The sequence below is a fragment of the Sphingomonas sp. SORGH_AS_0438 genome (genome assembly GCF_031453475.1).
Classification (GTDB): Bacteria; Pseudomonadota; Alphaproteobacteria; order Sphingomonadales; family Sphingomonadaceae; genus Sphingomonas.
On the sequence record NZ_JAVIZS010000001.1, the window covers coordinates 1,592,084 to 1,614,433 of the forward strand.

20 protein-coding genes are annotated in these 22,350 nt (G+C 67.8%); 4 read left to right on the plus strand and 16 right to left on the minus strand.

Translation table 11 applies throughout. The annotated features are described in order from the left end of the window. The first annotated feature begins 4 nt into the window (after nucleotides 1-4). Nucleotides 5-793, plus strand: a complete 789-nt coding sequence (locus tag QE452_RS07370) for a DUF1206 domain-containing protein (RefSeq protein WP_309658877.1) — start codon at nucleotides 5-7, stop codon at nucleotides 791-793. Here QE452_RS07370 and QE452_RS07375 read toward each other — a convergent pair. The 3 genes from QE452_RS07375 to QE452_RS07385 form a co-directional block, all read right to left on the minus strand. Then, nucleotides 790-1,344, minus strand: a complete 555-nt coding sequence (locus tag QE452_RS07375; protein ID WP_309658876.1) for a transcriptional regulator — start codon at nucleotides 1,342-1,344, stop codon at nucleotides 790-792. The two genes, QE452_RS07370 and QE452_RS07375, sit on opposite strands and share 4 nt — an antisense overlap. Nucleotides 1,345-1,864: 520 nt before the next feature. Beyond that, nucleotides 1,865-2,137: a hypothetical protein gene (locus QE452_RS07380; RefSeq protein ID WP_309658875.1), complete on the minus strand. Its 273-nt coding sequence runs from the start codon at nucleotides 2,135-2,137 to the stop codon at nucleotides 1,865-1,867. A gap of 135 nt (nucleotides 2,138-2,272) precedes the next feature. Then, entirely contained in the window at nucleotides 2,273-3,073 is an 801-nt protein-coding gene (locus QE452_RS07385) for a transglutaminase-like domain-containing protein (RefSeq protein WP_309658874.1), read from the minus strand. Between the two features lie 350 nt (nucleotides 3,074-3,423). Here QE452_RS07385 and QE452_RS07390 point away from each other — a divergent pair, with 350 nt between their 5' ends. Next, nucleotides 3,424-6,294 (plus strand): TonB-dependent receptor domain-containing protein, encoded by a 2,871-nt coding sequence (locus QE452_RS07390; protein ID WP_309658873.1) that lies wholly within the window; start codon nucleotides 3,424-3,426, stop codon nucleotides 6,292-6,294. A gap of 275 nt (nucleotides 6,295-6,569) precedes the next feature. Further along, nucleotides 6,570-7,475 (plus strand): LysR family transcriptional regulator, encoded by a 906-nt coding sequence (locus QE452_RS07395; protein WP_309729809.1) that lies wholly within the window; start codon nucleotides 6,570-6,572, stop codon nucleotides 7,473-7,475. Nucleotides 7,476-7,545: 70 nt separating this feature from the next. On the opposite strand, the gene uraH is transcribed toward QE452_RS07395, so the two are convergent. The 13 genes from uraH to QE452_RS07460 form a co-directional block, all read right to left on the minus strand. Beyond that, on the minus strand, nucleotides 7,546-7,887 hold the full coding sequence (gene uraH / locus QE452_RS07400) for a hydroxyisourate hydrolase (RefSeq protein ID WP_309658871.1): 342 nt from the start codon (nucleotides 7,885-7,887) through the stop codon (nucleotides 7,546-7,548). After that, complete coding sequence (locus tag QE452_RS07405; RefSeq protein WP_309658870.1) at nucleotides 7,884-9,311, minus strand: NAD(P)/FAD-dependent oxidoreductase; 1,428 nt, start codon at nucleotides 9,309-9,311, stop codon at nucleotides 7,884-7,886. Before QE452_RS07405 ends, uraH begins: the two co-directional genes overlap by 4 nt. Further along, a complete protein-coding gene (gene uraD / locus QE452_RS07410) occupies nucleotides 9,308-9,799 on the minus strand; it encodes a 2-oxo-4-hydroxy-4-carboxy-5-ureidoimidazoline decarboxylase (RefSeq protein ID WP_309658869.1) in 492 nt (163 codons plus the stop codon). Before uraD ends, QE452_RS07405 begins: the two co-directional genes overlap by 4 nt. Beyond that, nucleotides 9,796-10,176 (minus strand): oxalurate catabolism protein HpxZ, encoded by a 381-nt coding sequence (hpxZ, locus tag QE452_RS07415; protein ID WP_309658868.1) that lies wholly within the window; start codon nucleotides 10,174-10,176, stop codon nucleotides 9,796-9,798. The genes uraD and hpxZ overlap by 4 nt, the downstream gene beginning before the upstream one ends. Nucleotides 10,177-10,184: 8 nt before the next feature. Further along, nucleotides 10,185-11,087: an allantoinase PuuE gene (gene puuE / locus QE452_RS07420; RefSeq protein ID WP_309658867.1), complete on the minus strand. Its 903-nt coding sequence runs from the start codon at nucleotides 11,085-11,087 to the stop codon at nucleotides 10,185-10,187. Further along, entirely contained in the window at nucleotides 11,084-12,265 is a 1,182-nt protein-coding gene (locus tag QE452_RS07425) for an alanine--glyoxylate aminotransferase family protein (RefSeq protein ID WP_309659087.1), read from the minus strand. Before QE452_RS07425 ends, puuE begins: the two co-directional genes overlap by 4 nt. Nucleotides 12,266-12,302: 37 nt before the next feature. After that, nucleotides 12,303-13,559, minus strand: coding sequence for an allantoate amidohydrolase (locus tag QE452_RS07430; protein ID WP_309658866.1), 1,257 nt, complete (start codon nucleotides 13,557-13,559; stop codon nucleotides 12,303-12,305). Next, nucleotides 13,553-15,136: a gamma-glutamyltransferase family protein gene (locus tag QE452_RS07435; RefSeq protein ID WP_405052746.1), complete on the minus strand. Its 1,584-nt coding sequence runs from the start codon at nucleotides 15,134-15,136 to the stop codon at nucleotides 13,553-13,555. Before QE452_RS07435 ends, QE452_RS07430 begins: the two co-directional genes overlap by 7 nt. Then, nucleotides 15,133-16,488: an AtzE family amidohydrolase gene (locus QE452_RS07440; protein ID WP_309729812.1), complete on the minus strand. Its 1,356-nt coding sequence runs from the start codon at nucleotides 16,486-16,488 to the stop codon at nucleotides 15,133-15,135. Before QE452_RS07440 ends, QE452_RS07435 begins: the two co-directional genes overlap by 4 nt. Continuing rightward, nucleotides 16,485-16,649: a hypothetical protein gene (locus tag QE452_RS07445; RefSeq protein WP_309658863.1), complete on the minus strand. Its 165-nt coding sequence runs from the start codon at nucleotides 16,647-16,649 to the stop codon at nucleotides 16,485-16,487. The genes QE452_RS07440 and QE452_RS07445 overlap by 4 nt, the downstream gene beginning before the upstream one ends. Nucleotides 16,650-16,674: 25 nt before the next feature. Continuing rightward, nucleotides 16,675-19,005 carry a TonB-dependent receptor gene (locus QE452_RS07450; RefSeq protein WP_309729815.1) on the minus strand — a complete coding sequence of 777 codons (2,331 nt, stop codon included), beginning with the start codon at nucleotides 19,003-19,005 and terminating at the stop codon, nucleotides 16,675-16,677. A gap of 182 nt (nucleotides 19,006-19,187) precedes the next feature. Further along, a complete protein-coding gene (locus QE452_RS07455) occupies nucleotides 19,188-20,354 on the minus strand; it encodes an adenosine deaminase (protein WP_309729818.1) in 1,167 nt (388 codons plus the stop codon). Then, nucleotides 20,311-20,739 (minus strand): hypothetical protein, encoded by a 429-nt coding sequence (locus tag QE452_RS07460; protein ID WP_309729821.1) that lies wholly within the window; start codon nucleotides 20,737-20,739, stop codon nucleotides 20,311-20,313. The genes QE452_RS07455 and QE452_RS07460 overlap by 44 nt, the downstream gene beginning before the upstream one ends. Nucleotides 20,740-20,992: 253 nt before the next feature. On the opposite strand from QE452_RS07460, the gene QE452_RS07465 reads away from it, so the two are divergent. Further along, nucleotides 20,993-22,348, plus strand: a complete 1,356-nt coding sequence (locus tag QE452_RS07465; protein ID WP_309658860.1) for an NCS2 family permease — start codon at nucleotides 20,993-20,995, stop codon at nucleotides 22,346-22,348. The last annotated feature ends 2 nt before the right edge of the window (nucleotides 22,349-22,350 follow it).

A 22,350-nucleotide genomic window follows, 5' to 3' on the forward strand; every position in this document is an offset into this window, starting at 1 on the left:
ATGTATGACCGCCAATTCGCGCCTTAGGGCTTTGACCCGGATCGGCTTCGCGACGCGCGGCCTGCTGTACATCGTCATCGCCATGCTCATCCTTCGCACCGGCCGGGCGGAAGATCCGAGTGGGGCGATCGAATATCTTGGTCGCGGCGGAGGCCGGGTGCTGCTCCTGGTGATTGCCGCCGGACTGATGGGGTACGGCATATGGCGCCTAGCCGATGCTGCCCTCGACATCGAGCGTCACGGCTCCGATCGCAAAGGCGTGATGGAACGGGTGGGCGCGGGTGTCAGCGGCGGCATTCATCTGCTGCTCGCATCGAAATCGATCCAACTGATGCGCGGTGCGGCCCTGTCCGGGGACAGCACCCAGGACAGCGCACGGACGGCCATGGAATTGCCGGGCGGCTGGGCGCTGGTCCTGCTCGGCGCGGCGATCCTGGCCGTGCTTGGCGTGGTCCAGCTCGTGAAGGCCGCGAAGGGCTCCTTTCTCCGCTACCTTGCGCCATCGGTCGCGAAACAGGCCTGGGTCCAGTGGAGCGGACGTGCGGGCTATGCGGCGCGCGGTATCGTGTTCCTCATCAGCGGCTACCTTCTCGCATGCGCCGGGATCGAGGAACAGGCGAGCGAGGCGGGCGGGATGGCGCGCGTGCTGTCATGGCTGACCAGCCCGTTCGACATCATCATCGGCGTCGGGCTGCTGGCATTTGGCCTCTTCAGCCTCGTCGAGGCCCGCTACCGCCAGCTTCATGACGTGCCGGTCGACGATGCGATCCTGCGCGCGACCAACTGGCGCTAGATAGCCGGGGGCCGTGGAAACGCGCGTGCGGCCTGCCGCACCCGGCACCAGGTCTCATATTCGCCCAATGCATCGGCAAGCGCGCGGTGCGCAGGATGGGCGCTCCTCGCCGCATTGGCGGCCGAGACCAGGGCGTGAACCTCCGCATCCAGCCGGGCGCCGGGGATCACGGCCTGAAGGATATCGGTCGCCGTCGATCGCAAGGCCTCGTCCGTGTCGCGCAACCGCAGGGCGTGACGCGGAAGCCCGGCACCGCGCAGAAGCACGCTCAGCCACTTGCCATCCCAGGACGGTGCGCTGGCGAAGAGCTCATGATCGCTCAACGCCTCGATCATCCGGGCCGCCACGACATCGTGCGGCTGCCCCTCTTCCTCCAGCATTGCGCGGCTCAGGCCGTGGATCGCTTCCGCCTCCGGGCTCCAATCCGTCCACCCGGGGGCCGGTCTGATCAAATGGCTTTCCGTCCGCCCGTCCTGGAACACCCAGGCCACTTCCACCGGGTAGCTTTGATCGGACAGCGACGACGCTTCGAAATCCAGGAAGACTTTCATGCGATCCATCTCCTTCCGGACCATCGCATCCGCCGAGCGATAATCGCACGCACCAGTCATAGGGCGGGTCCCGCACCGGCCCTCAAAAGCGAAAGGCCGCTCCATTACGGAGCGGCCTTTCCATTGTCGACCGAGGCCGGCAATCGTTCAGATCCGGCCATGCTCCAGCGAAGCCGCCATGATCGTTTTCGTTGCCGCAATCGGCATCTGACAATGAGACATCCGATCACCTCCTTTCCGTTGTTGACGATGGACGGAAAATGGCCCCGCATCCGCCGATTTCAATGCCTTGCGCCATCGTTTTGTCGCGAGGACCGAGGATTGCATGCACCCTAGCGGACCGCGTGGACGTTAGCGACACGGACGAATTCAGGGGTTCCGGTAATGCTCGCAAATCTCAGCCAAGCCATTCTCGCCTCTGCCATGCTGTCCGCCGCCGTCACGGCGTGCCTGGCGGTCTGGTCCCGTCACGCCATGTGAAAGCCATGCTCGGAGATACGACCGCAGGATCGCAAGAGTGTCAGCTCTGCTCCTCGGCATCCATCTCACGATCGACCGTGTCCATGAAGTCGCGCGCGGCGTTGCGGTCGTCTTCGTCCTCGAAGGTTGCAGTGACGTCCGGCGCGACACCCAGCATATAGGCCAGGCACCACAAGCCGAAACGCCGTCCGTCGTCCCGCTCCAATCCGATCTGTACCTGCAGCCGCTCGATGCCCGAGGCGAGTTGATCGGGAGAGAGCTCGCCGAGCTCGGTCGTGCCGAAGAAGCCGGTCAGCAAATAATCAAAGTCCATGACCGTCCATAGTGTGTCCCGCGCCTTGCGCCCAGCCCGGAAGCATCACGCGCCATAGGCGAAACGCGATGCCCGGTCGGATTTTCATCTGGTGGATGACGGACGCACTGGGAAGGCGAAACCGTCGGACCGCCGCTATTGCATGGCCAGCGAATCCAAGGTGCTGTTGACCCGTTCGCGCAAGACCGGCTCGCGCGTGATCTCCAGCATCGCGGTCAGACTGGCGCGTGCGGCCGCGACGTCGTCATCGGCCAGTTCCAGTCTGGCGCGCTCCCACCAGGGGTGCGGATAGTCGGGCGCGATCGACGTCATTCGGCTGTAGAGCGACAGCGCCCGTCGGCCGCGACCGGCCTTCTCCGCGCGGGTCGCCTGGTTGAGCAGCAGCCGAACGAGGATCGCCCGGTTCGGCATGGCCGCCACGTGCCGTACCGCTGCCGAGACGCCGCCTTTTGCCGAGGCGAGCAGCGCGGCGATCTGTTCGACACCAACGCGCACGCCTCCACGGAACGGGTCGATGATCACGGGGGCGGCCTCCTGTCCGACCATGACGAGCACATGCCCCGGCAGGTTGAGGATGTCCGCGGCCCAGCCGATGCGTCGAGCCGCGGCGACGTACAGGATCGACAGGCTGATCGGCAAACCGCGCAGGCGGTCGATCACGCGGATCAGGTCGGCATTGTCGGGATCGTCATAGGTCTCTGCGTCCCCCACGAAGCCGAACTCCTCGGCCAACACCTGCGCGAGGCAGGCGGCGCGGGCCGCAGCGTCCGTCACTCCGGTGCCCACCTCGTCGAGGCGCGACGCGATGTCGGAAAGCACGTCCTCATAGGGGTTGATGTCAATTTCGTCGTGATCGAGCCACGCCAGTGTCAGCGCAGCCTCGTCAAGGACGATGTCGCCATCGTCGACCAGTCCTAAATCTTCGATATCATTCATGGAATCCGAGATGGTGTTCGCGCGGCTCCTTGCAAAGGTGCCCGTTCCCGAGCCCGGCGGATCGCAGCGAGGAAGGCGGTGCTGCGGGTGCCGGGCCCAGGGTGGAAGAGGAAGCCCGCCATTCGCCATTCGAAATACCGTGCCGCCTCCCATTGTCCGAGGATGGTCCGGATCGATGCCACGCTGGCCCCGGTACGACCGTCCCTAGATGGGACATGTGGTATGAAAACAACAGCCGGTGAGCAATATATCTTCGCGAGCCTCGTCTAGCTTGTTCCATATAGTCAAACGCATGCGCCTCACCGTAACAATTGTGCAACGCCGCAGAACGGCAGGTTAAGGGGGAAATCATGCGTTGGACGACCTGGATGATACGTTCGTCGAGCATGGCGCTGGGCGCCGGACTGCTGCTGACGGCGAATGGCGCCGCCGCGCAATTGGCCACCGACCCGCAAACGCCGACGGCCGCTGCGGCCACCGAGGCGCCGGTCGACGACATCATCGTCACCGGCTCGCGCATCCGGCGCGATCCGCTGGATCAGCCATCACCCATCACCACCGTCGATGATGCCGCGATCGCCCGCACCGGCCTGGCATCGGTCGCCGACGTGCTTCAGCGCCTCCCGGCCTCATCCGGCGGCCTCAATTCCAAGTTCAACAGCTCCGGCAATTTCGGCAATCCACCGGACGGGGGCGGCGTCGGCGCGGGGTCCGCGGTGCTCGACCTGCGCTATCTCGGCCCCAAGCGGACGCTGGTGCTCGTCGACGGCCTCCGCTTCGTCAACGGCGCCTCGGCCAGCGGCATCCCGTCGACCGTCGACCTCAACTCCATTCCGACGTCGATGATCGAGCGGATCGAGGTGCTGCAATCCGGCGCCTCGCCGCAATATGGGTCCGACGCGATCGCCGGCGTGGTGAACATCATCACCAAGCAGAACCAGAAGGGCTTCAAGGGATCGGCGCAATATGGCCAGTATCTGGGCCACAATGACGGCAAGACCCAGGATTATCAGCTGAGCTACGGCGTCGGCAGCCAGGGCGTCCATGTCGTTGCCGGCGGTTATTACACCAAACAGGATTCCGTCAGCGCCGCGGACCGTGACATCTCGCGCTTCCCCAATCCCGGCCAGACCAGCTGCGCGGACCCGATCGGTGGCTGTTCCAGCTTCACGCCGCTCGGCCGCTTCCTCGTCAACGGCCAGAACCTGACGCTGCGGGGACCGGTGGCCTCGGGCCGGCCGGTTTATGACCCCACGCTGGCGACCGGCGATTTCAAGGTGTTCACGGCGGCGGACCGGTTCAACTTCGCGCCGTTCAACTATTTCCTGACGCCGGTCGAACGCTATGGCGGCTTCATCAACACGCGGGCCGAATTCTCCGAGGCGCTCAACCTCCGGGTGAAGGCGGTGTACAATCGCCGCAATTCGCAGAACCAGGCGGCGTTCCTGCCGCTGGGTATCGGTCCCGACGTGGGCAACGGCAATATGCTCGACACGCTGTCGGTCGATGCCACCAATCCGTACAACCCGTTCGGCGTGACACTGACGCCCGGACAGAATTACACCGCGATCTTCCGCCGCCTCGTCGAGGCGGGGCAGCGCACCTACAGCCAGACGGTCGATACCATGTCGCTGACCGGCACGCTGGACGGCAAATTCCAGATGTTCGGCCGCAACTGGTATTGGGACGCCAGCGCGGTGATCGGCTATAACGACGCCAAGCAGCTGTTCACCGGGAACATCAACGCGGCACGGCTGGCCCGGGCGATCGGGCCGGTCAGCCAGTGCACGGGCGACTGCGTACCGTTCAACTTCTTCGGCGGCGTGGGATCGATCACCCCGGCGATGCTCGGCTATATCGGCTTCGACGAGCGCGACCGCAGCCGCCAGGTGCTGAACGACTATACCGCCAACCTCTCCGGCGAGCTGTTCGACCTGCCCGGTGGCCCGGTCGGAATCGCGATCGGATATGAGCATCGCTACCAGTTCGGCAGCTTCACGCCCGACCCGATCATTCAGGCCGGCCTGGGTGCCGACATCCCCGCGCAGGCCGCCAGCGGCCGCTTCAACGTCGACGAAATCTATGGCGAAGTCCGCTTGCCGTTGCTGCGCGACATTCCGGCGATCGCATCGCTGGAGCTGAACGGTGCGGTCCGCCATTCCAACTATTCCACCTTCGGCAGCAATACGACCTATAGCGGCGGCGCCTTGTGGAAGCCGGTCAACGACCTGCTCCTGCGCGGGCAATATGCGGAATCGCTGCGCGCGCCCTCGATCGGCGAGTTGTTCGGCGCCCAATCTCGCTTCGACGCATCGATCGACGACCCCTGCACCAGCGCGAGCGGCGGCCTGTTCCAGTCGAACGCGACCGTCCGGGCGAACTGCATCGCCAATGGCGTCCCCGCCAATGGCAGCTATGCCGAACCGTCGGGCCAGCTTCCCGTGCTCACTGGCGGCAACCGCAACCTGCAACCGGAAACGGCGCGCACTCTGTTGTTCGGTGGCGTCTACAGCCCGCGTTGGGCGCGTGGCGGCACCCTGTCGGCGCTCAGCCTCGAGGTGAACTACTACGACATCAAGGTGAACGGCGCGATCGCGTCGATCCCGGCGCAGGTGCTGCTCAGCCGCTGCGCGCAGACGGGCGACACGCTCAGCTGCGCCGCCGTGCGCCGCGCACCCAGCGGTATCGTGACGGCGATCAACGGCCTGCTGCTCAACACAGGCGGCATCCGCACCAAGGGCATCGACGCCACCCTGACGGTCCGGTCGGGGGAAACCGGGGCGGGACGGTTCGGCCTGTACGTCTCGGGCAACTATCTGCTGAAATATAGCGAGCGCACCCCCGCCACCACCGGCTTCGTGTCGACCGACTATGTCGGCACCGAACGCGGCTCGCCCGACCAGACCTATCCGCATTTCAAGGGTCTCGGCACGATCGACTGGTCGATCGGACCGGTCACGGCCAGCGTCACCGGACGCTATATCGACAATGTGCAGGAGATCGCGGCGAACAACGAACTGAAGAGCCGGCTCTATGGCGACGTGCAGCTTCAGTTCCGGCCGGCATGGCTGGATTCGCAGGTTGCGCTGACCCTCGGCATCAACAATGTCTTCGACAAGGACCCGCCGGCCTGCTTCAGCTGCAGCCTCAACAATTACGATCCGACCACCTACGACATTCCGGGTCGGTTCGGCTATCTTCGACTGTCCTACGGCTTCTGACCGGGTCCCCCGCAGGTCGCTCGACGCGATCTGCGGGGAGCAGCGAGGTGGAGCCGAAGCCATCGGCGAATGCCGCTCCGGTCACGCGCGATAATTGGGTGTTCCGGCGCCAGCGTTTCAAGCGGCTCGCATCCATTTCGACAATCCTTTGTCGAGCGCAACCTCGCCTTGTTGCCTCTTCGACCAATGGCGGGCAAAGGCATCCCCGTAAGCGCCGATGGGCCCGTCATCGCGTTCGATGGCGGCGGGGCGTTAGGGATAATGCGGGGGCGCCGATGGTCCTGATCAAGACCGGCCTGATCTATTTCGATCAGGCGATACGCCAGGGGTCGATCCGCAAGGCTGCGGAATCATTGAATATCGCATCGTCGGCCGTCAATCGGCAGCTTTTGCAGCTCGAGGACGAGCTCGACGTGCAACTGTTCGTTCGCATGCCGCGCGGCATCCGTCCGACCGCGGCGGGCGAGGCGCTGCTCGGCTATATCCGTCGCTGGAAACGCGAAAGCGTCGCGCTGCATCACGAGATGCTGCGGCTGCGCGGCGGCGAACGTGGGCTGATCCGGATCGCCGCCGCCGAAAGCTTCGCCGACGATCTCGTGCCACGGACGATCGCCCGCTTCCAGCACCGCTTCCCGCTGATCGAATTCTCGTTGCTGGCGGGCGACAACCATCGGGTGAAAGCGGAACTGCTGTCGAAGGACGCCGACGTGATCTGCGCCTTCGACCTGACGGGAACGTCGCGCACCGCGACCGTGGCGCATGTCCAGACGCCGATCGGCGTCGTCGTGCCGCCGGGCCACCCGCTCGCCCTGCTCGATCAGGTCACGCTGCCCGACTGCATACCCCATGCGGTCGTGACGCCGAACGACGACTGGCTGAAGCAGAGCGTCTTGTACGAGCTGTTCGACACGAGCGACGTGCCGCTCAAGCGGGTCGCCACGGTCGAGCGGATCGATACGCTGAAGAACCTCGTCCGGGCCGGGATCGGCATCGCCTTCCTGTCGCGCATCGGCCTGGAGCGCGAAGTGGCGGCGGGCGAACTCTGCTGGGTTCCGCTGACCGAGGGGATCGTCCGCCCGGCCAGCGTATCGATATTGCTGCAACGCGGTCGTGTGCTGCCCATCTATCTCAGCAGCTTTGTCGACATGCTCAAGGAAGAGTTCGCGCGGCTGGACGCCTAGGCGCCGATGCCAGGTCGATATCGACCCCCGCCGCACCGGCGGTGCGGGTCATCGGGTGCCGGACACGCAATCAACTGCCCCGATAGGTGGAATAGCTATAGGGCGAGACGAGCAACGGCACATGATAATGCCCGCCATCCGGCGCGATGCCGAAATCGATCGTCACCCGGTCGATAAAGGGAGGATCGGCCAGCGCCACGCCGGCCGTACGGAAATAATCGGCGGTCGTGAAACACAGCGCATGGCGTCCCGGCGACAGGCGCAGCGTGGCAAGTTCGGGGCACCGCCCGTCTCCATTGGTCACCCCTTGGAACAGGCACGCGCCATGCCCGTCGAGCAGGATGACGGCGATCCCCGCCCCAGGCCGCCCATGCGCGGTATCGAGGACATGGGTGGACAACGTCGCGCTCATGCCGCCGCCTCGCTGCGTGGCCAGGTTCCTATGAATTCGGGTTCGTCATAGTCGAGATAGGCCGCGATCATCGCGTCGCGATCGTCGAGGAACAATTGGTCGGCGACCCCCGCGACCAGCCGGGGCAGCGCGTGGCGCAGTCCCGACAGCGCCGATGCCGACAGGCCCAGGCTGATGAGCCCCGAATAGTTGAACGCGAACAGCCCGTGCAGCGCGGCCGCATGGTCCGGCTCGCGTGGCAGGAACTGGAAGTTCGGCCCGAGATAGGGATGCGCGTCGATCAGCGGATGAGCCCCGGCGGTGTCGACCGGGCGATACCGGTCGGACCAGCGCGCGATGCCGTCGGCGACCAGCGCCAATTCGGGCCGCAGCGCCGGATCGGTGACAAGGCCCGTGGACAGGACGAGGAAATCGAACGTCTCGGTTCCGTGCGGCGTGGTGACTGCGACCCCCTCGCCCATATCCGCCACATCCAGCCATGGCGTGCCGAGATGCAGGTGGAAGCCGGGCAGCGCCGAGGCGCGGTCGAACGTGTCGTTGGTCGGCGGCTGGCTACGGTCGAAAAAGGCCTGCATCATCCGATATTTGGCGGCGTCGTCCAGCGCCGGGAAGCGCCCGATGATGCCGCTGCGCTCCATGTGCCGGATCGGATTGACCCGCGGCAATGCCGGGCGGCGAACGAAGACATGCGCCTCCGCGACCCCCGCGCAAAGGGCCGCATGGGCGTTGTCGAACGCCGATGCCCCCGCCCCCAGCAACGCGATCCGTTTGCCGGCCAGCGTCGCATAGTCGATCGCGGCCGATGTATGGGCATAGCGCGTCGGCGGCAGGCGGTCGCGGATTAGAGGCGGCACATGCCAGTGGCCGCCCCCCTGGATTCCCGTCGCCAGCACCACCTTGCGCGCGAGGAGCGCGGTGCCGTCGGCCAGATGGATGCGGAACCGCCCGCCCAGCGGTTCGATCAGCGTGACCCGCGCATCGTTGCGCACCGGCAGGTTCAGCACGGCGCGATACCAGCGCAGATAGGCCATCCAGTCTCGACGCGGGATCTTATCCAGCGCCTCCCAGCCCTCGCTGCCATGCTGCGCCTCCCAGAAGGCGCGGAAGGTCAGCGAGGGCAGGCCCAGGTCGATCGCGGTCAGATGCTTGGGCGTGCGCAGCGTCATCATCCGCGCATAGGTGTCCCAGGGACCCTCGTAACCCGCCGGGTTTTCGTCCAGCACCAGTATGTCGGTCACGCGTTCGCGCAGCAGCCCGAACGCCGCGCCCAACCCGCTCTGCCCGCCGCCGACGATGATGACGTCGTGGACATGGCCCTCCGCGCCGTCGCGCGGCATGGTCCAGCCGGGGCCGCCATGCGCGAGGCGCTGGAGGTCGGTCGCAACCTGCTCAGCCAGGGCGGCGAGGCCGATGGGTCGGGTCATGCCAGGGTCTCCAGTCGCAGGCGGACGATATGGCCGATCTCGCTCATCGCCGTCGCCACCTCGGTTTCGCGATCATTCTCCAGGCGTTCGGCCATCGCGCGCAGGATGCCCGCCCGATCGGTGCGCCGAACGCAGATGACGAAGGGAAAGCCGAACCGCGCGCCATAGGCGGCGTTCAACGCATGGAAGCGCTCGAACTCCGGCGCGGTCATGCGGTCGAGCCCGGCGGATGCCTGTTCGCTTTGCGATTCGGCGGTCAGCGTGCCGGCAATGGCGGCCCGTCCGGCAAGTTCGGGATGGGCGCGGATCACCGCCACGCGCTCGTCCGGCGTGGCATCCTCCAGCACCGCGACGATCCCCTCGGCAAGGTCGGCGAAGGGCCTCCGGGCCGCCGCGCGCTCGACCACCCAGGGCGAATGTTCGACGACGCCGGCATAGCGCGCGACGAACGCTTCGGACGACAGGGTGTTGAAGTCCTGATCGGTCATGATCCCGTCCCCTCGATCGAGACATGGGCGGCGACAACCTTCCACCCGTCGGCGAACCGGACCCAGGTCTGGCTCTGGCGTCCGCGCCGGGCGTCGCCGTCGCGGAAGAATTCGGCATTGGCGGTGGCGTGATCGCGGCCGAACGCATGGATGGCGACCATGCCCAACCGCCGCTGCGGCGATCCGCCGCGTCCTTTACGGAACGCGCGGATCGCGTCCGCGCCGTACAGCACCTCGCCCACGCCGTAACGGATCGTGGTCGGATGGTCGTGGAACAACCGGTCCATCACCGGCACGTCATCGGCCATCAATGCCGCTTCATAGGCGATGAAGGCGGCCAGCACCTCCGCCACCACATCGGGTTCGTCGATGATCATTTCGGGTGTCATGCCGGGTGCACCTGTTGCCAGTGGCGGGCGATATCGATGCGGCGCGCGATCCACGCATCGCCGCTGGCGATCACATGGTCGACGAAGCGGGCCAGCGCCGCCGCGCGGGCCGGCCGGCCGGCGATGCGGCCGTGCAAGCCGACCGACATCATCCGCCCGCCCTCGGCCCGCAACTGCTCGAACGTATCGCGCAGATAGCGGAAGAAGGGTTCGCCATCGGCAAAGCCGTTATAGGCGACGAACTTCATGTCGTTGGCGTCGAGCGTATAGGGCACGACCAGTTGCGCCCGCCCGCCATTGGCGGCGGCATGGCGACGATCCCAATAGGGCAGGTCGTCGGCATAGCTGTCGGCATCATAGACGAACCCGCCCTCGGCAGCGACCAGCGCGGCGGTCGCGGGCGAGGTGCGCCCCTGATACCAGCCGAGCGGCCGCGTGCCGGTCAGCCGCGTGTGAAGCGCGATCGCCTCGGCGATGTGCGCACGCTCCACCTCTACCGGGACATATTGGTAATCGATCCAGCGATAGCCGTGGCTGGCGACCTCCCACCCGACGGACAGCATCGCATCGACCACCGACGGGTTGGCGGCCATCGCGGTGGCGACGGCGAAGGCCGTCACCGGCACCTGTCGCTCGGCGAACAGACGGTGCAGCCGCCAGAAGCCGGCGCGCGCGCCATATTCGTACAGGCTCTCCATCGCCATCGCGCGCGCGGGGTGGCTGGCCGCGCCGACCATTTCGGACAGGAACGCCTCCGACCCGGCATCGCCGTTCAGGACGCTATTCTCCGCGCCCTCCTCGACATTGACGACGAACTGGACCGCGACGCGTGCCCCGCCGGGCCAGCGGGGATCGGGCGGCGATTCGCCATAGCCGATCAGGTCGCGCGCGGCGCTCATGCCGCATAGCTTTCGAGCGCGGCATCGACCCCGGCCCCCGAGGGCAGCGCCAGCCCCTCGGCACGCAACACCGCCTCCAGCGCCGCCAGCGTCAGCAGCACCTTATGCTTCATCGCATTGTAGCCCATCGCGCCGATCCGCCAGACCTTGCCCTGCAAGGGTCCGAAGGCGGTGCCGATTTCAATCTCGAAATCCTCGCGCATCCGGGCACGGACCCGCTCGCCGTCGGCGCCGTCCGGGATGACGATGCCGGTGACGTTGGTCATGCGGAAGCGATCGTCGCCGAACACCTCCAGCCCCAGTGCGCGGGCCCCTGCCACTACCGCCCGCCCCGCCGCCGCATGGCGCGCGAACCGGGCCGGCAAGCCCTCGCCCAGCGCGACGCGGGCGCATTCGCGCGCGCCGTACAACATGGTCGTCGCTTCGGTATGGTGGTTCAGCCGCTTGTCCGACCAATAATCCATGATCATGGCGAGATCGAAATAGTTGGTGCCGATGCGCACGCCGGCGGCGTCGATCAGGTCGGCGCGGCGAATGCCCTTTTCGACATGGCGGCGGCCCAGAATGTGCTCGGCGGCGCGCGGAGAAATGGTGATCGGCGCCGACCCCGACGGACCGCCCAGGCATTTCTGCAAGCCGCCGGTGACGATATCCGCGCCCCAGCGGTCGGTGGCGATCTCCATCCCGCCGATCGTCGCGGTCGCGTCGACATAGAGATAGGCCCCCGCCGCGCGACACAATGCGCCTACCCCGTCGAGCGGTTGCGCCATGGTGGTCGAGGTATCGCCATGAACGCAGGCCACGACCATCGGCCCGGTCCGTTCGATCGCGTCGGCGATGGCGTCGATCGGCACGACCTGCCCCCACGGCACCGACAGCCGCTCGACATGCGCGCCGATCCGTTCGCCGATCTCCTGCAGCAACAATCCGAAGCGGCCGAAATCGATCACCAGCAACCGGTCGCCGGGGGCCAGCAGCGACACCAGCGAGGCCTCGATCGCCGCGCGCGCGGTGCCGTCGATCAGGAAGGTCCAGGGATTTTCGGTCCCGAACACCGGCCGGTACAATGCCATCACCTGGTTCATGTAACCGGTCATTTCCGGATCGAACTGGCCAAGCAGGTCAGCGCTCATCGCCCGCAGCACGCGCGGATGGGCGTTGACCGGCCCGGGTCCCATCAGCAGGCGCTGCGGCGGATCGATCTCGCCGAAAAGGTCAGGCGTCACGATATTCGTCTCCCAGTCGGTCGATAAAGCCGCGCATGGCGGCAAAGGCGGCGTCGGCGTCGGCCGGATCGACATGTTCGGCCGGATGATGGCTGATCCCGCCGGCGCAGCGAATGAACAGCATCGCGACCGGCCCCAGCGCGACCATCGCCATCGCGTCATGCCCCGCCCCCGACATGAGCCGTCGCGACGGCTGCCCCGTGGCGGCCACCGCGTCGTCGAGCAGGTCCATCAGCCGGGGATCGCACGGGCATGGCGGCAAATCGTGGATCGTCGCCACGGCCAGCGTCACGCCCCGCGCCCGCGCGATCGCCTGCATCGCCTCCCCGATCGCCGCGCCCGCCCGGTCGCGACGGTCGGTGGCTCCCGCGCGGATGTCGACGGTAAAGCGAACCTCGCCCGCGATCACATTGGCGGCCCCCGGCGCGACCTCGATCCGGCCGACCGTCGCGACCAGATCGGATGCGGCGGCGCAGGCGATATCCTCGATCGCCGACACCATGCGCGCGGCGGCCGCCATGGCGTCGCGGCGCAGGGGCATCGTCACCGTCCCGGCATGGCCCGCGACGCCGGTGACCGTCACTTCCAGGCGCAACTGGGCCGCGATGCCGGTGACGGTTCCCAACGCCAGCCCGTCGGCTTCCAGGACCGGCCCCTGCTCGATATGCGCTTCCAGATAGGCGAGCATCGTGCCGGGCGCACGGCGCGCGGTGGCAAGCCTGTCGGCGGCGCTGCCGAACTCCCGCAACGCGGCGTCGACGCTGATCCCCGCCGCGTCGGCCATGTCGGCCGCCTCGGGACGCAGCGTTCCCGCCACCGCGCGGCTCCCCAGCATCGCGGCGGGAAAGCGCGACCCCTCCTCGTCGCCGAACCCGATCACCTCGATCGCGAAGGGCAGCCGGCGCCCGTCCGCATGGAGCGCTGCCACGCATTCGATGCCCAGCATCACGCCCAGCGGCCCGTCATAGGCACCGCCGTCGCGCACGCTGTCGAGATGGCTACCGATCACCAGCGCGGGTGCGTCCGGCCGCGTTCCTTCATACCGACCGATCAGGTTGATCGCGGCATCGCGATGGACGGTCATGCCCGCCGCCGCCATCCATTCGCCGACCCGATCGACGGTCGCGCGATAGGCCGGGGTCAGCCAGCCGCGAAACAACCGGTCCGCCCGGTCGCTATAGGGCGCCCGCGAGAGTTCTAGGCAGCGTGCCACCGCGCGGATGCCGGATGCGGTCGCCGTCACCATGTCGCCACCATCCCGTCGCTGCGCGGGTCGGCCGCGCCTTCGATCACACCGTCCGGATGCCGCACGATCGCCCCGGCATGGCCCATCATCGACGACCAGGCCGACACGGGCTCGACGGCATGGCCCGCCGCCGCCAGTTGCGCGTAGAGCGCCGGGTCGAACCCCGCCTCGATCTTCAGCGTCGTGCTCTGATCGCCCCAGGTGCGACCCAGCAACCAGCGCGGCGCATCCACCGCCGCCTGCAACGGCGCCCCGAACAGCGCATAGCGGGTGAAGACCGCCGCTTGCGTCTGCGGCTGCCCCTCGCCCCCCATCGTGCCATAGGCCATGACGCGGCCATCATCGAACCGCGCCAGCGCCGGGTTCAACGTATGGAAGGGCCGCGCGCCGGGACGCAGCCGGTTGGGGCCGTCGCCGTCCAGCGCGAACGAGCATCCCCGGTTCTGCCAGACGATGCCGGTCTGCGGCAGCACGATGCCCGATCCGAATTCGAAATAGGTGCTCTGGATGCAGCTGACGACCTGCCCCCGCGCGTCGGCGGCACCGAACCAGGTCGTGTCGCCCAGCGCCGGGGGATGGGGCCAGGGCGCGGCGCGGGCCGGATCGATCGCCCCCGCCATCCGGTCGAGCGCCGCGCCGTCGTCCAGCAGGGCCTGCGCGTCGGCGGCCATCGTGGCCGGATCGCCGACATGCGCGTCGCGCCAGCGAAACGCCTGTTTCGTCGCCTCCACCAGCCGGTGGACATGGTCGAAGCCCTCGCCCTCGGCGGCACGCAGCCGGTCGAACAGCGCCAGGATCAGGAGCGACGCCACCCCTTGCGTCGGTGGCGGCAGGTTGAACAGGCGCGCCCCTTCGATCCCGACCGACAGTGGCGCGACGGCCTGCGCGGCAAAGGCGGCAAGGTCGGCGGCCGCGACGGGACTTCCAACCGCAGCGAGATCGTCGGCGATCGTCTGCGCCAGTGTGCCGCGGTAGAACCCGTCCAGCCCCTCCCCCGCCAGCCGTTCCAGCGTCGTCGCCAAGGCCGCTTGCCGCAGCAGGTCGCCCTCCGCCAGCGGGCGTCCGTCCGGTTCGAAGATGCGGGCATAGTCGCCGGGCAGCGTGCGCAGCGCGGAGAAGACGGCCGAAGCGACCTGCGCGCCGCCGCGGGTCACGACCACGCCGTGGCGCGCGTGATGGATCGCGTCGCGCAACAGCCGGTCGAGCGGCAGCGTCGCATGGCTGTGCTCGAGCGCGGCCTGCCATCCCGCGACCGTCCCCGCCACGGTGTTCGCCGCCAGCGGCCCGCGCCAGGGGATCGTCGCATGGTCCCGGTACAGCGCGCGATCGGCCGCCAGCGCCGCCGCGCCGCATCCGTCTATCGCCCAGCTTCGCCCATCCGGCTCGGCGACCAGCCAGAAACCGTCGCCGCCGATGCCGGTCATGTGGGGATAGACGACCGCGAGGCAGGCGGCGGTCGCCACCGCCGCCTCCACGGCGGAGCCACCATCGGCCAGCACGTCGCGACCGGCCTGCGCCGCGAGATGATGGGGCGCGCTGACCATGCCGCGCAACGAACGGGGGGTCGCGCGCATCATGCCGCCTCCACCTCTTGCGGGGCGGGGGCGCAGGCGACCAGCCCCGCCGCGACCAGCGCCGATGCCGTTTCGAACAGCAACGCTTCCCGGCCCGGCGCGGCGATCAATTGCACCCCGATCGGCATCGCGTCCTCCGGCAGGCAGAGCGGCACGGACAAGATGGGCACGCCCGCCAGGCTCAGCGGCTGGGTATGTAGCCCCAGATCGGCCCGAGCCGACAGCGTCTCGCCATCGACGACGATCGTGGTCGCTTCGATGCGCGGTGCGGACATCGGCGTCGACGGCGCCAGCAACAGGTCGTGCCCGGACAGTGCGGCCAGCAACTCGGCGGTGAAACGTTCCGCGACCGCCTCCGCCTCGCGCACCGCCGCCACCGGTTGGAGCGCGCCGGCGATCAGCCGATCACGCGTCGCCGGTTCGAACGCCATGGCGTCGCGCCGCAGGGCCGCCAGATGGCGATGCCCCCCCTCGGCCCCGGTCAACACGAAGCCGGCGGAGCGCGCGGCGGCGGCGGAGGGCAGCACTACCGACGATCCTGCACCCAGATGCACGGCGATACGGTCGATCCCGGCCAGGACCGTCGCATCGGCCCGCGCCGCGAACCAGCCGCCCAGCACCGCGACGCGCGACGCGGCTCCGGCGGGCCGGAGCGCCCGACCGTGCATCACGGCATGGGCGAGGGCGAGGTCCTCGGGCGACCGCGCGAAGCCGCCCACCGTGTCCAGCCGCTCGACAAAGGGATAGGCTCCCTCGACCGACACGGCGCCGAAACTGGGGCGCAGGCCATAGACGCCGCACAGGCTGGCCGGCACGCGGATCGATCCATTGGTATCCGATCCCAGCGCCAGTGGCACCAGCCCCGCGCCGACCAGCGCCGCCGCGCCGCCCGACGATCCGCCGGCCAGTCGTTCGGGATCATGGGGATTGCGGGTGGTGCCGTAATGGCTGTTCTCGGTCGAGAAACCATAGGCGAATTCGTCCATGTTGGTCGTCGCGACCAGCACCGCCCCCGCCGCGCACAACCGCGCGACGACCTCGGCATCGCGGGTCGCCGGCGGGGCCGCCGCGCGTTGGCGTGCGCCGGCGGTGGTCGTCTCCCCGGCGACGTCGAACAGGTCCTTGACCGCAAAGGGTACGCCCGCCAGCGGACCCGGATCGCCACCGGCGGCGACCACCGCATCGACCCGCATCGCATCGGCCAGCGCCCGCTGTCGCAGCAGCCGGGTCGTCGCGTTCATCCGGTCCTGCGTCGCGATGCGGTCCAGCGTCTCGGTCGCGATCGCCTGCGCGGACCGACGTCCGGCCCGGACGTCGGCAGCGATGGCGCGGGCCGTTGCGGCGGGCCGGGTCATCGCCCCTCCCCCGCCAGCGCGTCCCGCACGACGCCATGATGCCGCGCCAGCAACCGCTGGTTGGCGATCACGCCGTCGAGCGCCGCCGCCGGGATGACCAGCCCGAGCCGCTCGGCCAGCAGGAGGGTGAGACGACGTTCGTCGTCGCTCGGCTGGGTCATGCTATCGTCGCTCCCTCGGCTCGCATCAGAAACTGTACCGCACGCGGGCGATGACGGTGCGCGGCGGAATCAACTGGTCGAAGGTCGCGTTGACCCCGAACACATCGGTGAAGCGGGTGCTGATCCCGTCGCGATCGAACAGGTTCTGCGCGCTCAGGCTCAGATCCCAGCCGCTGTCGAACCGGATGCCGCCCGTCAGGTTGACCTGCGTATAGCCCGGTACATGGTCGATCGCGGGATTGTTGAACACGCGCGCCTGCATCGTGCCGCGCCGGATCACCAGGGCGGACGCATAGCCGCTCAGCCCCGTGTCGAAGCGATGGTTCCAGTTCGCGCCGGCCGTCGCGCTGGACCTGGGCGTCTTGGCCAGCTGATTGCCGTACAGGTCTTCGATCACCGCCGCACGGGCCAGCGTGACGGCGGGCGCGAAGATGCTGAGCCGCCGGTTGACGACCAGATCGCGTTCCGCCGCCACGGCATCGATGCTGTCGAGCGCACGGACATGGCCGCTGATCCGGCTGTCGAGGAAGGTCAAACCGGTCTGGAACCGCAGGTCGCGGCTGGCCGCGAAGGTCAGTTCCGCTTCCGCGCCCAGGATCCGGCTGCGCGGGATATTCGCCACGCCGCTCGACCTGTTGCGCGGGTCGCTGGTCATATATTGCAGGTCGCGATAGTCATAGCCGAACCCGGCCAGATTGGCGCGCAGCCGTCCGTCGAGAAGGTCGGCCTTCAGCCCCAGCTCATAGGCGTCGATATGTTCCGGGCGGAAGGTGCGCAGCACCAGATCCTCCGCCACGTCGGCAATGCCGAAGGTCAGGTTGTTGCCGCCCGGCTTGAACCCCCGCGTATAGGAGGCATAGGCCATGCGGCCGCGCCCCAGCTCGAACTCCACCGCCGCGCGACCGGTCACGGCCGTCGCCTGCGACGTGATGTCGGCGGTCGGCCGGCCGGTCGACAGGGTGAAGAAGTTGAAGTTGCGGTTGGTGGCCCGGTCATCGGTATAGCGCAGGCCACCGGTCACCCGCAGCCGCTCGGTCGCGTGCCACGTCGCCTGCCCGTAGAAAGAATAGGAGCGGCGTTCGGGGAAGAAATCGCTCTGGAAACCGATGTCCCCGGCGGGCGGCAGGCCGTTATTGGCGACCGGGTTGAACGGATCGAACACGCCGTTGCGGTTGCGGTCCACCCGTTCGAGCGAATCCGCCTCGATCTTCTGCTGGAACCAGAAGGCGCCGAGCACCCAGTCGACCGAACCGAACAACGGCTGCCGCGACACGAGGTTCAGCTCGGAGGTGTAGGAGCGGTGCGCCTGATCCTGCCGTTCGTAGAAGCTGCGCTCGACCGTCAGGGGGCCGACGATGGCGACGTTCGAGAAATCGTTGTCGCGATATTTGCGGACATCCTCGCGCTGATGACTGCCGAGATACTTGACCGTGAAGCCGGGCAGGTCCCAGGTCACGATCGCGCTGTACAATTGCGATCGCAGGAATAGCCGCGATGGCGAATCCTGCGACAATTGCCGGTGCCCGTCCGCATCGCGGCGTGGGGTGGGATCGAACAGCCCGAACCGCGCCGGGCCGTTGGTGTCGCTGCGAAACTGTTGCGCGGTCAGGTCGATGCGCAGGTTGTCGGCCGGCGCCCAGAGCAGCTGGAACCGCCAGGCCGCATCGTCGCGCTGGTCCAGCGCCTGGCGCAGGGCGATGTTGATGGCGGTGCCGTACTGCTTCAGCCAGCTTCCCGCTGCGCGGATCGCGATGGTCTGCCCGATCGGGAGGTTCACCGCCGACCGCAGGTTCCGGTAATCGAACGATCCATAGGCCGCATCGACATAGCCCTCGGTCCGCCCCAGCTTCGGCGCCGCGGTGACCAGATTGATCGCGCCGCCAGTCGAATTCTGGCCGAACAGCGTCCCCTGCGGTCCGCGCAGCACTTCGACCCGACCGACGTCGAGGAAGTTGCCGCCCAGGGCGAAGGGCGACACGATATAGACGCCGTCCTGATGATAGGAGACCGAGGGGGCAGCGACATCGTTCTGGTTCGCCTCCTGCCCAACGCCGCGGATCGAAATCGTCGTGCGCTCGCCCTCGGCATTGCCGACGGTCAGGCCGGGAGCCAGCGCGCTGAGGTCCTGGAAGGTATTGATGTTGTTCGCCAGCAAGGCATCGCCGGTCAGCGCGGTGATCGCCTGCGGCACCTTCTGAAGTCCGGTCTCGCGCTTTTCGGCAGTGACGACGACTTCGGGGATATACTCGTCCTGCGCCGCATCGGTCGTTGCAGCCTGGGCTTTGACCTGCTGCCCCGCGCAGGGATAGGATATTAGTGCCGCGCACGACAGCAGCGACCATTTCGTCCAGTTCATCACATGCCCCCACAAGCGATTTTGCGTGGGGCGGCGCGCCCTCCTCCGATCATCCGCCGGATGGCCCGGCCCTGCACCGCCCGCCTTCGAATGCCGTGTTAGCGTCGACGAATTGGCGATCAGAAGCACAATATTACGCTTCCAGTGCGCGCTTTTTTCGCTCGCTTCGTGCGGGTGTCCGATCAATCGAACGACTGCCGCTCGAACCGGTCGAAATCGCGTTCCAGCCGGGCCTCGAGGCGGGCTTTGGCATGGGTGGCGAGGAAGGTCCCGCAGGCGGCCGTGTCGAGGACGCGGCAGGCGGCGACCCGGGGGCCGCCGGCGCGATCCTGCCAGAGGCTCTGGCCGGGCAGAAACGCATAATGGAGGGAGTCGCGGGCGATCTGCTTGAGGTCGCGGTAACGCAGCTTCTGTTCGGTAACGGCGCGCAGATATTCGTTGGTCATGTCGGTGCGCGAAACGCCTTCGTCGTCGGTCGACAGCACGACCGGGACACCGGCTTGGCGATAGAGCGACAGCGGGTGATCGCGCCCCTTCACCCCCAGGATCACCGCATTGCTGGTCAGGTTGATCTCCACCGCCACCTGCTCGCGCGCCATCCGCGCCAGCAGCGCCCGGGCGTCGGTTTCATAAGGGATATCGATGCCATGCCCGATCCGGCGGGCACCGGCGACCGCGACGGCATCGCGAATGTGGAAGCGCAAATCGCGCGGCGGCACCAGTCCCAGGGTCAGTTCGCCCGCGTGCAGCGACAATGGGACGGCGGGATACCGGTCCTTGAGGAACCGCAGCATCCGCATGTGCGACGCATAGTCGCGCAAGGCGACCGGATGATGTTCCGGCGCGACGATGTTGACCGCGACGAAGCGCGGATCGCCCTGTACCAGCGCGAACCCCAGAGCGAGTTCGGCAAAGACCTGAGCCGGCGGGCGGGTGCGGAGGGCGGCGAACTGATACCGGATCTCGGTCGCGCAGGCGGGTTTCGGCATGGCGGTGCGACATCCGTCGATCGCCGCCATTTCCGCGTCATAGCCGTCATATTGCGCCCGGGTCGCCTGCACCGCAGCGGGAAGCTCGGGAGCGATCCGGTCGTACAGCGCGGTTAGGTCCCGGACATCGCCATCACCGACCTTCGCCAGCAACGGCTGCGTCGCGACCGAACCGGTACTCAGTTCGGCATAGGACACGCCGTCGGCCGCGGCCTGTTGCCGCGCGATCGCCATCACCTTGCCCCCGTGGCGGGCGACGATCGGCCAGAAGGCGTCGAAGGTCGAGAAGAAGCGATCATAGCCCGATACCTGCGGGTCACCCGTGCCCGCCTCGAAACCGCGCGTGGAAAAGGCATCCACCAACGCCGCGTAGCGCGGGTAATCCTGCACCAGCGTGGCGGCGGCGACGCGGCCGGGGCGCGTCGCAGGGTGGCGGGGCCAGGCCGGCCGGATCGACCGACAGGCACAGCCCCTCCGCCGCCGCCCAACCGAGCATATCCTCCGCATAGATCGCGCCGCCGGCGTGATTGTGGAGATCGCCGCCCTTGGGCATGGTTTGCAGGAAGAGGCGCAGCCGTGGCGGGCTGTCGGCGATCCGGTCGAAATAGGCCGCCGTTCGGGCTTCGGCCGTCGCCGGCTCGGGCGGCGGCGTCGCCCCGCCCAGCATCGCGGCGACCAGCACCGAGCCGACCCTCGCCACGCCGAAGCGCATGCGGGCGCGGCCGCCATTCCAACGGACGTTCATCGCTATCCCCCAGATGATGGCCGCGGCTCATTGGCGCAGGCCCCCTGCCGGCCTGTCTATGGAAGGTCTCGCGGCTCGCCCATCGCAATATCCGGGACGTCGCGTTGCCGTAAACCGCGCGGTCAGGGGGCCGCCCGTTACACCACGCCGACCCTGGTGCGCTCATTTTTGCAACAGGGAATGCCGATCATTGCTGTAGATCGGGCGGCTGCCCGCTGGCATGACGGGCCCCAAGGTGGGTCCGGGGGATGACATGACACAGACGGCAGGAACGGAACGACCGGCCACAACCCTATGGGAACGCCGGTTCGACCTGACCGCACGCGGCACATCGGTCCGAACCGAGATACTGGCCGGAACCACTACCTTTCTGACCATGGCCTATATCGTGCTGGTCAATCCGGCGATCCTGGGACAGGCCGGGATGCCGGTCGCGGCGGTCGCGGCGGCGACCTGCTTTGCCGCCGCCTTCGCCTCGATCCTGATGGGCATGGTCGCCAATGTGCCGCTGGCCCTGGCGCCGGGCATGGGCCTCAACGCCTATTTCAGCTTCACCGTCGTACAGCAGATGGGCATCCCCTGGCCGGTGGCGCTCGGCTGCGTGCTGATTTCCGGTTTCTGCTTCCTGATCCTGACGCTGACCGGCGTGCGGCAGCTCATCGTGTCGGTCATACCACCGCATCTGTTCGCAGCGGTGGCGGGCGGGATCGGCCTGTTCATCGGCTTTATCGGCCTTCGAAATGCCGGCATCGTCGTCGCCAGTCCGGCGACGCTGGTCGCGCTCGGCCCGCTGACCACGCCCGGCGCGGCCCTGGCGCTGCTCGGGCTGCTGGTGATCGCGGTGCTGAGCGTCTGGAACATACGCGGCGCGATGCTGATCGGGATCATCGTCACCACCGCCGTCGCCTGGATGACGGGGCAGGTCACCATGACCCCCCAACCCTACAGCCTGACCATGTTGACCGAAACCGCGTTTCGGGTCGACTTGGCCGGGGTGTTCGGCGCGGGCGGGCGGCACGGACTGGGCCTGTTCGAGATCCTGTTCGTGTTCCTGTTCGTCGACCTGTTCGACAATATCGGCACACTGGTCGCGGTGACCAAGCGTGCCGGGCTGATCGACGCGTCGGGTCGCATCCCGCGACTGAACCGCATCCTGCTCACCGATGCGGTGGCGACCATGGTCGGCGCGGTGGCGGGCACCAGCACCGTCACCAGCTATGTCGAAAGCGCGGCGGGCGTACAGGCGGGCGGACGCACCGGCCTGACCGCGATCGTCACCGGCATCCTGTTCCTGCTGACCATGTTCGTCGCCCCCTATGCGCAACTGGTGCCGTTGGCCGCCACCGCCCCCGCGCTGATCGTCGTCGGCGGGCTGATGCTGTTGCCCCTGGTCGAGGTGCAGTGGGACGATCCGCTGGCGGCGATCCCGGCGTTCCTGACCGTGGCGCTCATCCCGCTGACCTTCTCGATCGCCAACGGACTGGCGTTCGGCATCACCGCCCATGCCGTGTTGAAGGCGATGCGCGGACAGGCGACGCGGGCCGACTGGTTCCTGTTCGTCCTCGCCGCGCTCTTCATCGCCCGCTTCGCCTGGATGGGGACCGCGTAAGC

Excerpts from the sequence above, each read along its gene's own strand:
- QE452_RS07435 (WP_405052746.1), bottom strand. The coding sequence starts at position 15,136 with ATGATGCGCGCGACCCCCCGTTCGTTGCGCGGCATGGTCAGCGCGCCC.
- QE452_RS07370 (WP_309658877.1), top strand. The coding sequence starts at position 5 with ATGACCGCCAATTCGCGCCTTAGGGCTTTGACCCGGATCGGCTTCGCG.
- hpxZ (WP_309658868.1), bottom strand. The coding sequence starts at position 10,176 with ATGATCATCGACGAACCCGATGTGGTGGCGGAGGTGCTGGCCGCCTTC.
- QE452_RS07460 (WP_309729821.1), bottom strand. The coding sequence starts at position 20,739 with ATGAACGTCCGTTGGAATGGCGGCCGCGCCCGCATGCGCTTCGGCGTG.
- uraH (WP_309658871.1), bottom strand. The coding sequence starts at position 7,887 with ATGAGCGCGACGTTGTCCACCCATGTCCTCGATACCGCGCATGGGCGG.
- QE452_RS07395 (WP_309729809.1), top strand. The coding sequence starts at position 6,570 with ATGGTCCTGATCAAGACCGGCCTGATCTATTTCGATCAGGCGATACGC.
- uraD (WP_309658869.1), bottom strand. The coding sequence starts at position 9,799 with ATGACCGATCAGGACTTCAACACCCTGTCGTCCGAAGCGTTCGTCGCG.
- puuE (WP_309658867.1), bottom strand. The coding sequence starts at position 11,087 with ATGAGCGCCGCGCGCGACCTGATCGGCTATGGCGAATCGCCGCCCGAT.
- QE452_RS07380 (WP_309658875.1), bottom strand. The coding sequence starts at position 2,137 with ATGGACTTTGATTATTTGCTGACCGGCTTCTTCGGCACGACCGAGCTC.
- QE452_RS07465 (WP_309658860.1), top strand. The coding sequence starts at position 20,993 with ATGACACAGACGGCAGGAACGGAACGACCGGCCACAACCCTATGGGAA.
- QE452_RS07390 (WP_309658873.1), top strand. The coding sequence starts at position 3,424 with ATGCGTTGGACGACCTGGATGATACGTTCGTCGAGCATGGCGCTGGGC.
- QE452_RS07450 (WP_309729815.1), bottom strand. The coding sequence starts at position 19,005 with ATGAACTGGACGAAATGGTCGCTGCTGTCGTGCGCGGCACTAATATCC.
- QE452_RS07440 (WP_309729812.1), bottom strand. The coding sequence starts at position 16,488 with ATGACCCGGCCCGCCGCAACGGCCCGCGCCATCGCTGCCGACGTCCGG.
- QE452_RS07445 (WP_309658863.1), bottom strand. The coding sequence starts at position 16,649 with ATGACCCAGCCGAGCGACGACGAACGTCGTCTCACCCTCCTGCTGGCC.
- QE452_RS07405 (WP_309658870.1), bottom strand. The coding sequence starts at position 9,311 with ATGACCCGACCCATCGGCCTCGCCGCCCTGGCTGAGCAGGTTGCGACC.
- QE452_RS07385 (WP_309658874.1), bottom strand. The coding sequence starts at position 3,073 with ATGAATGATATCGAAGATTTAGGACTGGTCGACGATGGCGACATCGTC.
- QE452_RS07375 (WP_309658876.1), bottom strand. The coding sequence starts at position 1,344 with ATGAAAGTCTTCCTGGATTTCGAAGCGTCGTCGCTGTCCGATCAAAGC.
- QE452_RS07430 (WP_309658866.1), bottom strand. The coding sequence starts at position 13,559 with ATGGTGACGGCGACCGCATCCGGCATCCGCGCGGTGGCACGCTGCCTA.
- QE452_RS07425 (WP_309659087.1), bottom strand. The coding sequence starts at position 12,265 with ATGGGACCCGGGCCGGTCAACGCCCATCCGCGCGTGCTGCGGGCGATG.